Genomic DNA, 12683 nt, shown 5'->3' on the forward strand with positions numbered 1-12683 from the left:
CCGAGGGAGATCTCACGCCGAGGCCAAGTTCAAGGCGCCCGCGCCAATGCCAAAGCACCGAGGCCAATGCCGAGGCGCCAGGCCAGTGTCAGGATATCCAGGCCAACACGCCCGCGCCCAACAGGCACAACGCCTGCAGCGCGCAGCATGCCAATTGCCGCCGCAGCAGGCGCAGGGCCCCGGTCCAGCGCGAACGCAGGCCGCGGGGGGCGCCGCCCGGCGCACCCTCCTTCCGCCCGCCCAGGAGGGCAAGGCCGTTGTCCAGCCTGAGCAGATCGTGGTCATCGACCGTGGGACGGGCATACAACTGGGCGAACAGACTGGCGTCCAACGCAACGCGCAGGGCGTAGTAGCGCTGCGCCACGCCCGCCAGCAGGCTCAGCCAAAGCGCCGCGGCCGGTGGATTGCGCCACGCGGCGGTCCAATCGGCGGCGTTTTTTTCATGCAATACCCCCACGGCCAGCAAGACGACCGCCGCGACGGTCAGCAGCAAAGACCACCGGGCCGCATGCCGGCCTTGCGCCAGCATCGCCAGCAAGACGCGCCCGGTATCCGGGTGCCGCAAGGCATCGTCGTCGGGAAGCGGATGGGAAGACGTCATCTCGGTGTTTCCCTTGCTGGTTGTCTGTCATCGACAGGGCGCGGGTCGGCGCCAGGCCGCCGTCCCTGGCCGTCCGCCGGAGCTTGGCTACCCTGTGGCTCCCGGCTATCCAGCCAGACTTGGCTATCGCGCAAGAGGCGCAGCCAGGAAGGCGCGACGACGATGGCGCGATGGGCACGCAGATGTTCGAGGACCGCGGCCGGGTCGTCGCCCTGCGTTGCGCGCCAGGCGGCGATGGCCAGCGCGCTGCGCGAATAGCCCAGCGCGCAATGGACCAGCAGGCGTTGCGGGCCCGCTGCCTCGTCCGCGCTCGTCGCGCCGGCGCCGCCGTCTCGCTGCTGCCCGCGTCCGTATGCCGCCGCGATTGCCGCCGCGGCCGCGCGCAATTGCTCGTCGCTCGGCATGACGAGGTCCAGCATCGACACCTGCGTGTAATCCAGGCGGCGGGCCGCCCGCCGCGCGGGAAATTCCGCGGCGAGATCGACGATGGCGGTGAAGCCGCCGCGGCGCAGGTCGCGGGCCGAGGGCGCGCGGCCCATCCACACGCCGGGATAGACCTCGACCTGCGGGGCCACGCGCAAGGTATAGAGACGGGAAGACACCCATGCCGCCAGCAGATAAGGCGCCAGGGCCCATTGCGCGGCCACGCGCATCCGGCCGGCCTGCTTCTGGAAGACCCGCTCGCCCTGGCCGTAGTAGGCCAAGGCCACCATGGCCAGCGAAAACGCCGGCCAGCAAAGCAGCAGCGACGCCGTCACCCAGTCCACGCGCGCCGCCGCCACCGCAAGCAGCAGGAAGACCACGCAGCCCTGCGCATAACGATGCGCCAGCCTGCGGCGCCGGCGCCAGTCCTCCCCGTCGCCGGCATCGGCGGTAGCGGTTGCCGTAGCGGCGGCGCCGGCCCCCACTCCTGCCGCCCGCCGCGCGAAGCGCAAGGTCCAGGGCTCGCCGGGCAGCAGGTAAAGACACAGCACGCCCACCGCCGCCCCCGTCCAGACGTCGATGAAATGATGCTGGTACGTGGTCAAGACGGAAATCCCGATCAGCGTGAACCAGCCGTGCAGCAGCCAGCGCCATGCCCCGCGCACGTGCCGCGCATAGCAGGTCCACAGGATCATCAGCAGGCTGATGTGCAGCGAAGGCGCCTGGTTGAAAGGCAGGTCGAAGCCCGTCAACAGGTCGAACAGCCAGCCGTTGAATCCGCTGGTCGGCGGCCGCGAAAAGGAAAAACGCAGCGGAAACACCAGGAAGCAGGCGACCGACACCAGCGTGGCCGCGAGCAGCCGCGCCGCATGCGTGCGCAATTCCGCCCGGCTGGCGCAGACGAATAGCGAGATCGCGTAGAACAGGTCGATGGACATGTAGGGCAGGATGGTCCACGGCCAGAAAGGCAGGTCGCGCTCCCAGCCGTAGACGAAGCTGCCGACCCGCGGCAGCCCGCTGCTGTAATGATTGGCGTAGCCGTAGCTGATGAAGAACAGCGGCCCCAGGAAGACCAGCCACAGCGCCGCCTGCAAGGTCGGCCTCCCGTCGGACGAGGCGCCGCCGCCGGCCCGCATGTTCCCCGCCGCGACGGCGAGCCCCGGCTCGCCCGGCCCGCCACGCGCCGGCGCATCCGCGCCAACGCCCGTCCGTTCAGGCGGCGTCATCTCGCACCGCCATCGAAACGGTGAAAATGCCCCAGGGATCGCTCAACTGCTCGAGCTTGCGGAAGCCCGCCGCCGCCACCAGGGCGTCCATCTCCGCCTGGGTGCGGCGGCGCATGATCCACGGCATGTCGGCCCGATGGCTGGTCAGCGTCCGGGCGATCATCTCCAGTTGCGGATGCCAGGGCTGGTTGGTGTACAGCAGCACCGCGCCCGAGGCCATGGCGCTGGTCAGCCCCGCCAGCGAGGCCTGGATGCCGTCGTTGCGCGGGAACAGTTCATACAGGCCGGAAACCACCGCCAGCGTCGGGGCCGGCGCCAACGCGGCCAGGCTGGCCTGGTCGAAGGCGTCGCCCTGTTCGAAGCGGGCCACGTCCGCCAGGCCCAGCGTCTCGATCAGGCGGCCGCCGCCCTCCACGTTCAAGGGGCTGTAGTCGCGCAGCAGGATGCGCTCCACCTCGCCCTTGCGCGCGGCCAGCGCCTCCAGCACATAGCGGCCGTGGCCCGCGGCGATGTCGACCACGCGCACCGGCGTGCCCGCCGCCGTCAGGCGGTCCACCGCGCGATTGATCAAGGTCAGCAGATTGGCCTTGCGCACGCGGATGCCGCGCCATCCTATGCTGTCCAGATAGGCCTTGTCGGCGTAGCGGCCCAGCCAGGCCAGCGGACCGCGGCCGGCGGGCTGGTCGCGATAGACGTAGTCCAGCGTGGAGCCCGAATCGAAGCCGGTGTCCACCCCCAGCCGCATGCCCTCCGACAGCGCGGCCCCCGCCTGGATGCCCAGGCGGCCCAACGCCCACCAGGCGCGCGCCGCCAGGCTGTCCGGCGGCACCTGCAAGGCGTCGAACTCGCGCCGCGTCGGCCCGGCCCGGTCGGCCGCCAGCAAGGCGGCGCGAGCCTCGCGCAAGGCCGGCGGCGCGGCTTCGCAGCGCAGGATGAAGTCGCGCGCGGCGGCGATGGGCAGATGCCGGTCCCGCTCGCCCAGCGTGTCATGGAAGAAGCCGGGAAAGACCTGCGATTCCTTGATGGGCGAGGACAGCCGTTCGAGGAAATCGAACTGCGGCTTGTGGCGCACCACCCAGTCCGCGCCGGAGACCAGCACCTGCGTGGGCGTGTGGATGGCCGCGGCGTCGGCGACCACGCGGTCGGCCGCTTCATACAGGCCCAGCAGGATGTTGACGGCGATCGGGCGCGTGATGAGCGGATCGGCCATGTAGGACGTGATGCGCTCCGGGTCGTGCGTCAGGTAGCGCGCCTTGACGTACGAATTGACGAAGAACTTGCCCCTGACCTTCTGCATCAAGGCCAGGCCCGGCCGCGCCAGCGGCACGTACAGCTTGACGTCGAAGGCGGGCGAGGCCAGCACCATGCAGCGGATGGCCGGCGCGTAATCGTGCACCCAGGTCGCCACCACCACCGCGCCCACGCTCTGCGCGACCACCGAAATGTCCTCGACCGCGATCCTGTACTCCTGGGAAATATGCCGGATGAAGGCATCGACGTCCTGCACCAGCACGCCGAAGTTCTCCGCATAGCCGCGCTCTCCCGGCGAGCGCCCCAGGCCGCGCGCATCCCAGGCGAAGACGTGATGATCCGGCAGGTCCAGCTCGTCGGCCACGTGCATCATGCGCCCACCGTGCTCGTGGCCGCGATGGAACAGCACGACCGCGCGCGGCGGGGTGGACGTGGAGGATGCGCCGGGCGCGGCGGACGCAACGGGCGCGGCAGGCGACCAATGGCGATAGAACAGCGCCGCGCCGTCATGGCTGGCGAAAGTGTGTTCCGTAAGGGCGCGAACGGTCATGCGTTCTCCTGGTCGACGTCCTCCTGCGCATCCTCGCGCGTGGGACGGGCTTTCAGCCTGAGGCTGGCGAAGCAGTCGCTGAGCGTCTGCATGAAGACGGCCTTGTCCTCGCCCCCATCGTCGCGCCAGGACAAGGCGCGGCCGATGAAGATGTCGACGAAGACCGGCAAGGGAATGAAAGACCCCTTGGGCATGGACTTGCCCAGGCCATGCATGTACAGGGGCACCACCGGCGCCCCGGGAAAGCGCCGCGCGAGATGCGCGATGCCGGACTTCAGCGCCTGCAGGCGCTCCGGCTCGCCGCGCGTGCCTTCGGGGAAGATCACGAGGATGGCGCCGCGCGCCAGGGCTTCGTAGCAGCCTTCCAGCGGATCGCGGCGCTCGCCGTTGGCGGATTTCATACCGCTGCGCACGACCGGCACGATGCCCACCAGATTGCGCGCGATCCAGGTCAGCGGACCGCCCTTCATGAAATAGTCGGCCGCGGCCGCCGGCTGCACGTCCGGCACCCGCGCCAGCGGATACAGCGACAGCAGGGTGCAGATGTCCAGGTGGCTATTGTGATTGGCCGCCACGATGGCCGGCCCGCGCAGCGGCAGCCGTTCGCGATGCCGCACGTTCACGCCCAGCCACAGGCGCACGACGGGGCGCGCCACCACCGCGGCGAAAGCCATGCGCAGGAATCGTTGCCAGCGCGTCATCGTTCCCGATCCGTCCAATCCAGTTCAGTTCAAGCCGGTTCAATTCAAGCCGGTTCAGTAATGCAGGAAATACAGCACGTGGAAGAACAAGGGCGCGGTATAGGTCAGCGAATCGAGGCGATCGAGGATGCCGCCATGGCCCGGCAGCATGCTGCTGGCGTCCTTGACGCCGATGTCGCGCTTGACCGCCGACATCACCACGTCGCCGATGAAGCCCCCCAGCCCGATCAACAGGCCCACCAGCACCGCCTCCAGCGGCGTGAAGGGCGTGAACCACGGCGCCAGCAGCCAGGCCAGCAGCGTGGTGGTCAGGACGCCGCCCAGCAGCCCCTCCACCGTCTTGTTGGGGCTGACCTTGGGAATCACCTTGTGGCGGCCGATGCACTTGCCCCAGATGTATTGCGTCACGTCGTTCAACTGGGTCAGCAGCAGCAGGTAGAACACGTACATGCCACCGGTCAGCGGGCGCGGCCCGTGCAGGTCGGGCAGGTTGACCAGGAAGGCGATGTGGCTGAGGCTGAACACCGTGGTCATCATGCCCCAATGCAGCGTCCCGGCCGAATGCAGGAAGCCGCGCGTCTCGCCCACCATCACCATCCGCATGGGCAGGAACAGGAACAGATAGACCGGGATGAAGATGATGAACATGCCGTACCAGTCCAGCCAGACCCACCAGTATTGCAGGGGAATCGCCAGGTAGGCCCACAGCAGCACCACGTGGTCCGCCCGCCGCGTGGTCAGCAGCGACAGGTATTCCTTGAAGGCGAGGAAGCTGACCACGGCCATCAGGACGATGGCGCCCTTGGGATGCATGCACAGCGCCAGGGCGAAGATCCCCGCGATCCACCACCACGTGCGCACGCGCTGGCGCAGCTCGGTGTAGTTCTTCGCCGGCCGCGCGCGCTTCAGGGACAGCGAGACCACGCTGGCGATGACCAGCAGGACCAGCACGCCGCCGAATGCGTAATAGAGCGGCAGTTGGCTGGCCGGGAAGAATCCGTAGGGAAACAAGGCGTTCATGGCCGGCCCTCCGCGGCGGCCGCGCGCAGGGCCTGGCGGCCGCGGTTCCAGATGGTCACCGCCAGCAGCGCGTTGGCCAGGGCCATGACCGGCGTGAACCACGCCAGGTAGGGCACGCCCAGGCCAAGCAACAGGCCGATCAGGCCGAACAGGAAAGCGCGGTCGCTCTTGCCCAGCGGACCGTCGTAGCGGCGGCCGCCGCCCACGGTCTGGCCCAGCACGCCCACCATTTCGCTGAGCGCGGCCAGCAGCACCAGGGTGACCACCCAGCCGCCGGCCACCCCGGGCAGCAGTGCGAAGGGCAGGTACAAGGCGGCGTCGGACACCACGTCCCCGGCCTCGTTGAGCAGCGCGCCCAGGGCGCTCTGCATGTGATAGCGGCGCGCCAGCATGCCGTCGATGGCATTGAGCGCCATGCGGAGGAACAGGAACACCGGCAGGGCCAGCCACGCCAGTCCCACCGGCGCGCCGCCGCCGGCCTGGCGCGCCAGCAGCCAGGCCAGCCCGGCGCCCAGCGCCAGCGAGGCCAGGGCCGCCGTCATGGTGACCTGATTCGCGGTCACGCCCGCGCCATGGAGCTTGCGCGTGGGCCAATCCAGCAATTGCTGGAACCTGGGTTTCAGATCGTAGATGCTGGCCATCCCCTCCCCCCGGAGCGTGCTGGAATGCGGCGATTCTAGCCTGCGGTCCATCGATGCGTCCCTATAAAGAACACGCATCTATAAAGAAATGTGTAAGAAATCTAACAGCGGCTAGACGGAGGCGGCGGGGCCACGGGGCGGGCGACCGGCCCCGCCACCGGTCCGGGGACGGCCTTCGCTGTCTGCAAATTGAGACGATTTGCGGCGTCATGCTGCCTTGCGGAAAAAAAATGGACCACGCGGCCCACTCGACCGCACACCGTCAACGTGGAGACGGTATAAATAGAGCTTCCGCATTTTTTTCCGTTTCACCCCCCCACCTCAGAGAGCGTAGCGATATGGCACCGAAGATCTTCATCGATGGCGAACATGGCACCACGGGACTGCAGATCCGCACCCGCATGGCCGGCCGCCGTGACGTGGAGCTTCTGTCCATCCCGGAAGCCGAGCGCCGCAACCCCGCCATGCGCGAGGACCTGCTGAACAGCGCCGACGTCGCCATCCTCTGCCTGCCCGATGCCGCCTCGCGCGAAGCCGTGGCGATGCTGGCCGGCAACGACAAGGTGCGGATCATCGACACCTCCACCGCCTACCGCGTGGATCCCGACTGGGCCTACGGCTTCGCCGAACTGGACAAGGCCCAGGGCGCCAGGATCGCCGGCGCCCGCTACGTGGCCAACCCCGGCTGCTACCCCACCGGCGCCATCGCCCTGATCCGCCCGCTGCGCGCGGCCGGCATCATCCCGGACGCCTATCCGGTGACGGTCAACGCCGTGTCCGGCTATACCGGCGGCGGCAAGCAACTGATCGCGCAGATGGAAGACCCCGGCCATCCGGACGCCATCGATTCCCCGCACTTCCTCTACGGCCTGCCGCTCAAGCACAAGCACGTGCCGGAAATGAAGATCCATGGCCTGCTGCCGCGCGCGCCCATCTTCGCGCCGTCGGTGGGCAGGTTCGCGCAGGGCATGATCGTCCAGGTGCCGCTGGTGCTGGAGCAACTGGCCGCCGGCGCGACGCTGGAAAGCATCCATGCCTGCCTGACCGCGCACTACGCGGGCCAGGACATCGTCACCGTGGTGCCGCTGGCGGAGAGCCAGAAGCTGGACCGCGTCAACGCCGTCGAACTGGCCGGCAAGGACACGATGAAGCTGTTCGTGTTCGGCACGCCCGGCCAGGGCCAGGTCAACCTGGTGGCCCTGCTCGACAACCTGGGCAAGGGCGCCTCGGGCGCGGCGGTGCAGAACATGGACCTGATGCTCAAGGGCTGAGCCCGGTGCTGGCAGGCGGGGGGCATCGCGGGATAGAATTTCCCGCTCGCTGCACCCGGCCTTCCCCTTTCCGCACCATGCCGCGTCTTTACCAGCTATGCGCCTTGCTGCTGCTCGTCCCGCTGCTGGCCGCCTGCCAAGGCGATGCGACGCCCCTGCCCAACGACGCCTACGTCTGGCAACGCGCCTGGACGCCGCCGCTCGCGCGGGCGCTGCGCGCGAATGACGACATCGTCGCGACGTGGCACGTGCTGGGCGCGGAAATGGACGCCGCCGGCCGCTGGGCCGACACCGCCCCCGACTACGCGGCGCTGGCCGCGCTGCGCGACCCCGTCGTCCTCGTGCTGCGGCTGGACGGCCGCGCGGACCGGCTGGACGCGGACGCCATCGAGGCCCGGCTGCGCGAACGGCTGACGGCCTGGCGCGCCGCCGGCGTGCGCGTCGGCGGCGTCGAAATCGACTACGACTGCGCGACCGCGCGCCTGCCCGCCTATGCCGCGCTGCTGCGCCGCCTGCGCGCCGCGCTCGACCTGCCCTTGTCCATCACCGCCCTGCCCACCTGGCTGCAAAGCCCCGATCTCGACGCCCTGCTGGCGGTGCCGGACAGCTCCGTCCTGCAAGTGCATGCCGTGCTCGATCCCGCGCTGGGCCTGTTCAACCCGCGGCGCGCGGCGGCCTGGGCCGGCGACTATGCGCGCCGCACCCGGCGGCCCTGGCGCCTGGCCTTGCCGAGCTACGGCACGCGCGTCGCCTGGGACGACGCGGGCCGCATCGTCGCCGTCGAAAGCGAGCGCCCGGCCCTGGCGCCGACGCCGCGCGACGCCGAACTGGTGGCCCAGCCCGCCGTGCTGGCGGATTTCAGCGCCCGACTGCGGCAGCGGCCGCCGGCCGGCCTGGCCGGCCTCGTCTGGTTCCGCCTGCCCACCGACCAGGACCAGCGCGCCTGGAGCCTGGCCACCTGGCGCGCGGTGCTGACGGGCGAGCCGCTGCAGACCGGGCTCGCGCCGGCCCTGGCCGGCACGGGCGCCACGCGCGACCTGCTGCTGGTCAACCGCGGCAACAGCGATGCGCCCCTGCCCGGCATCGTTCGCATCGCCGGCGACTGCGCCGCGGCCGACGGGATCAACGGCTATGCGCTGGAGCGCGACGGCCAAGGGTTCTACCTGCGCAGCATCCACGACGGACTGCTGCGCGCTCACTTTCAACGCAACATCGGCTGGCTACGCTGCAACGATGCAAACCCCCGTCTCACTCTCCAACCTTGAACGCGGGCGCCGCCCGCTGGGCCTGGCGTTGCTGCTGGCCGTCCTCGCCGGGGGCTCGCTGGTCATCGCCTGCGGGCCGGACTTCCCGCCGCAACTGCTGGACGACCGCGGCGCCACCCTGAGCGCCACGCCCGCCAACTCCTTCGCCTACGAGGCGACCCACCTGGCCGATAAGGCGGACAACTTCCTGGTGCGGGAGGGTTATTACGACGACCCGCCGCAACGAGGCACGCCCGACGATGCCGACAAGACGCTGGGCGCGGACGTCCGCGAACGGCTCAAGGCCTTGCGCCAGGCCGCGGACGGCGACGCCGCCTATGCCGCGGGCGCGGGCCTGCCGCCCGCCCTGCGGCTGTACACCGCCGGCGCGGTGGACTATCGCTTGTCCCACGCGGACGTCGACGAGACGAGCAAGGATCCCGGCAAGGACCCGAACGTCGTGGCCAGGCGCGCGGCGCGCCGCTTCCAGGCGGTGCTCGACCTGCCGGCGCAAACCGGCGCGCCGCGCGCCGTCTGGGCGGCCTACATGCTGGCGGAGCTGAAGGCGCAGGGCTACGTCATGGCCGACGCCGGACAGCCGGCGGCCGGGGCCTCCGCGGCGAATGCGGCAGGCACAACGGGCACGAAGAACGCAGCGGAGGCAGCGGACGTCGCGGCCGCATCCGGCAACGCGGACTACCTTGCCGGCAAGCGCTCCCCTTCCGGCCATCCGCTCACCGAGCAGGCGGCGGAACAGGCCTGGCGCGAGGACGTCGCCCGCGCCTACGAACGGGTGCGCGAACTGGCCCGCGCGGGCGCCGACGACAGCCAGGGCCTGGCCGTGACGAGCTATGGCCAGCAGGCCCTGCTCTACCTGACGAGCCCGGACGGCACCTGCGGCTATGCGGACATCAGCGCCGACGCCCCGTGCGCCGACGCCATCGCGCCGGCCGACATGAAGCGCGCCATCCATCTTTATGCCGAGCAGGCGGCGCAGGGTTCCGACAGCGCCCTGCAATCGCTGCGCACCCTGGCCGACTGGGCCCTGGAGAAACCGGCGCGCGCGCAAGGCCTGATCGACGATCCCCTGGCGCAGCGCCTGCTGGTCGCCTATGCGCTCGCCCGCCTCGGCGACATCGTCGACGGCAAGGCCGACAGCGCCTACGACACCTTCGCCGCCTTCGACATCACTGGCCAGCAAGGCCTGGCCGACGCGGCCTGGGACGACAAACGCATCACGCCCAATCCGGCGCTGACCGCATTGACCGCGGCGCTGGCCACGCTGGACCCGGCGCGCCTGCAGGGCGCCGACCGCGTCGCCGCGCTGGCCTATCGCGTGGGCCGCTACGACCTGGCCGGGCAGCTCGCCGACCGCCTGCAGACGCCCCTGGCGTGGTGGGTGCGCGCCAAGCTCGCCACCCGGCGCGGCGACACCGCCGCCGCGGCGCAGGCCTATGCCCGCGCGGTGCAGGCCTTCCCGCGCAACGACGGCAGCGTGGAAGCCGCCGGCCGCGCCCGCCTGCGCGGCGAACAAGGCGTGCTGTCGCTGGCGCGCGGCCAGTATGTCGAGGCGCTGGACCAGCTCTACCAGGCCTCCACGGCGGCCCAGCCCGGCAGCCTGCAGGAAGACGGGCCGCTCATGGGCGAGTACTGGAACGACCTGGCCTACGTGGCGGAACGGGTCCTGACCACCGGCGAATTGCGCAACTATGTGGACGCCCACGCTCCCGCCACGCCGGCGCCCGCCGTCGACCTGAAAACGATGGACGCGGCCGCGCGCAGCGACTGGCTCTACCAGCACCCGGTCACCGTGGCCGATCGCCTGCGCCTGCTGCTGGCGCGCCGCCTCATGCGCGAAGGCCAGCGCCAGCAGGCCCTGGCGTATTTCCCGCCCGACGACGACGCCCGCTTCATGAACGTGAGTTGGGTCGACAACCAGTTGGTGGTCACGCCGCGCCGCGCGCGCCAGGCCGCGGCCGACTACGACGCCGCGCTGGCCGAAGCGCATGACGCCTGGCGCGACATTACCCGGGCGCGCGCGTGGTATCGCGCCGCGCTGATCGCGCGCCGGCAGGGCATGGACCTGCTGGGCTATGAACAGGATCCCGACTACGCCGTGTACGACGGCAGCTATACCTACGGCGCGGGACGCGGGGCCGTGGGCGCGGACGACGGTTCGCACGGCGGCGGCCAGGACCAGGCCGCCCAGGCCGACACGCCGGCCAAGCGCGCCGCGCGCGACCTGCCCGGCCCTTACGTCACCGACGAAGAACGTCGCCGCTACGCCGCCACGGAATCCCAGCCCTATACGCGCTTCCACTACCGCGAGATCGCCGCCGACCACGCGGTGGCCGCGGCCGGCCTGCTGCCCGCGCGCTCCCAGGCCTACGCGGCCGCGCTCTGCCAGGCGGCGCGCTTCATCATCGACGACGATCCCGGCCGGGCCAGCGCCATCTACATGAAGTACGTCAAGGAAGGCGCCCTGGTGCCCTTCGGCGCCACCTTCGGGCACAGTTGCCCTGAGCCGGACTTCGATCACGCGGCCCGCTTCCCCTATGTGCGGGCATGGCGTTCGATCCGGCGCCATCCCGCGGAAAGCGCCGCCGCCGGCCTGGCCGTCGTGGCGGCCGCGCTGGGCGCCGTCATCCTGTGGCGCCGCCGGCGGGCGCGCGCCGCGGCGATCAGCCCGCCACCGGCGTGACCAATGGCCGGTCCTCGAAACACGCCAGCAGATTGGCCGCCGCCAGCTTGACCGTGGCGGCGATGGCCTCCGGCGAACGGCCGGCGATGTGCGGGGTCAGGGTCAGGTTGGGGGCCTGGAAAAGCGCCGGCGTCATGCCGTCGGGCTCGCCCTCCACCACGTCCAGCGCCGCGCCCGCGATGCCGCCGGCGTGCAGGGCCGAGATCAGCGCCTGCGTATCGACGACGCTGCCGCGCGCGATGTTCACCAGGAAGCCTCGCGGGCCCAGCGCGGCCAGCACCGCCGCATCGACCAGGTGATGCGTGGCGGCGCCGCCTGGCGTGGCCACCACCAGGAAATCCGCCCAGGACGCCAGCGCCGCCGGGCTGTCGAAATAGGCCAGGTCGCCGGCGTCGTCCGCGACGGGACGACGGTTGTGATAACCGATCTCCATGTCGAATCCGCCGGCGGCGCGGCGCACGATCTGCCGTCCGATGGTGCCGAGGCCCAGGATCCCCAGCCTCTTGCCATGCAGCGTCGGCCGCTCGATGCGCGCGCTGGCGCCCCAATTGCCCTGCCGCGCCACCTCGTCGCCGTGCACGATGCCGCGCGCCGCCGCCAGCAGCAAGGCCAGGGCATGGTCGGCCACCGAGGCGTCGTTGGCGCCGCGCCCGTTGCAAACCGCGATGCCGCGCGCGCGGGCCACCGCCAGGTCGATCTTCTCGTAGCCGGCGCCCAGGGCGCAGACGATGCGCAGCCGCGGCATGGCCGCCATTTCATGGGCGTCGAATCCGGTCGACCCATTGGTCAGCACCGCGTCGACGGTCGCCGCCAGCGCTGCCGGCACCCCCGCCCGCTCGGCGGGCGTCACGGCGAAATGCAGTTGGAAACCGGCCTCTTCCAGCAAGGATAGATAGGTCTGCTTGATTTCGATGAGGATCAGCAATTGCCGTTGCATGGGCGGTCTCCGGCGGTACGGTTGGACGGAAGCGGACAAGGCCTCCCGATGGCGCGCCGGGAAAGAGCCAGAGCGCCAGGAGACCTCGGGGCCAACGCGCCGATTGTGTCCGAGCCG

Annotated in this window: 10 protein-coding genes; 3 read left to right on the forward strand and 7 right to left on the reverse strand. The window is 70.7% G+C overall.

The window, feature by feature from the left end; translation table 11 throughout:
• Positions 1-88: 88 nt before the first annotated feature.
• From CAL29_RS26690 to CAL29_RS26715, 6 genes are read right to left on the reverse strand one after another with little or no spacing between them, the layout of a single operon-like run.
• A complete protein-coding gene (locus tag CAL29_RS26690; protein WP_094855920.1) occupies positions 89-601 on the reverse strand; it encodes a hypothetical protein in 513 nt (170 codons plus the stop codon).
• Positions 598-2250, reverse strand: coding sequence for a phosphatase PAP2/dual specificity phosphatase family protein (locus CAL29_RS26695; protein ID WP_179284200.1), 1653 nt, complete (start codon positions 2248-2250; stop codon positions 598-600). The genes CAL29_RS26690 and CAL29_RS26695 overlap by 4 nt, the downstream gene beginning before the upstream one ends.
• Positions 2237-4051: a bifunctional alpha/beta hydrolase/class I SAM-dependent methyltransferase gene (locus CAL29_RS26700; RefSeq protein ID WP_094855921.1), complete on the reverse strand. Its 1815-nt coding sequence runs from the start codon at positions 4049-4051 to the stop codon at positions 2237-2239. Before CAL29_RS26700 ends, CAL29_RS26695 begins: the two co-directional genes overlap by 14 nt.
• Complete coding sequence (locus tag CAL29_RS26705; RefSeq protein ID WP_094855922.1) at positions 4048-4752, reverse strand: lysophospholipid acyltransferase family protein; 705 nt, start codon at positions 4750-4752, stop codon at positions 4048-4050. The genes CAL29_RS26700 and CAL29_RS26705 overlap by 4 nt, the downstream gene beginning before the upstream one ends.
• 54 nt (positions 4753-4806) lie before the next feature.
• Positions 4807-5772 (reverse strand): phosphatidate cytidylyltransferase, encoded by a 966-nt coding sequence (locus CAL29_RS26710; protein WP_094855923.1) that lies wholly within the window; start codon positions 5770-5772, stop codon positions 4807-4809.
• On the reverse strand, positions 5769-6413 hold the full coding sequence (locus CAL29_RS26715; RefSeq protein WP_094855924.1) for a CDP-alcohol phosphatidyltransferase family protein: 645 nt from the start codon (positions 6411-6413) through the stop codon (positions 5769-5771). Before CAL29_RS26715 ends, CAL29_RS26710 begins: the two co-directional genes overlap by 4 nt.
• A 338-nt stretch (positions 6414-6751) precedes the next feature.
• On the opposite strand from CAL29_RS26715, the gene argC reads away from it, so the two are divergent.
• From argC to CAL29_RS26730, 3 genes are all read left to right on the forward strand, one after another.
• Complete coding sequence (gene argC / locus CAL29_RS26720; protein WP_094855925.1) at positions 6752-7684, forward strand: N-acetyl-gamma-glutamyl-phosphate reductase; 933 nt, start codon at positions 6752-6754, stop codon at positions 7682-7684.
• 77 nt (positions 7685-7761) lie between these two features.
• Complete coding sequence (locus CAL29_RS26725) at positions 7762-8949, forward strand: DUF3142 domain-containing protein (protein ID WP_094855926.1); 1188 nt, start codon at positions 7762-7764, stop codon at positions 8947-8949.
• Positions 8918-11629, forward strand: coding sequence for a hypothetical protein (locus CAL29_RS26730; RefSeq protein ID WP_143277751.1), 2712 nt, complete (start codon positions 8918-8920; stop codon positions 11627-11629). The genes CAL29_RS26725 and CAL29_RS26730 overlap by 32 nt, the downstream gene beginning before the upstream one ends.
• Here CAL29_RS26730 and CAL29_RS26735 read toward each other — a convergent pair.
• Positions 11610-12566, reverse strand: coding sequence for an NAD(P)-dependent oxidoreductase (locus tag CAL29_RS26735; RefSeq protein ID WP_094855928.1), 957 nt, complete (start codon positions 12564-12566; stop codon positions 11610-11612). The genes CAL29_RS26730 and CAL29_RS26735 overlap by 20 nt on opposite strands.
• Positions 12567-12683 lie beyond the last annotated feature (117 nt).

This window comes from Bordetella genomosp. 10, assembly GCF_002261225.1.
Lineage (GTDB): Bacteria > Pseudomonadota > Gammaproteobacteria > Burkholderiales > Burkholderiaceae_B > Bordetella_C.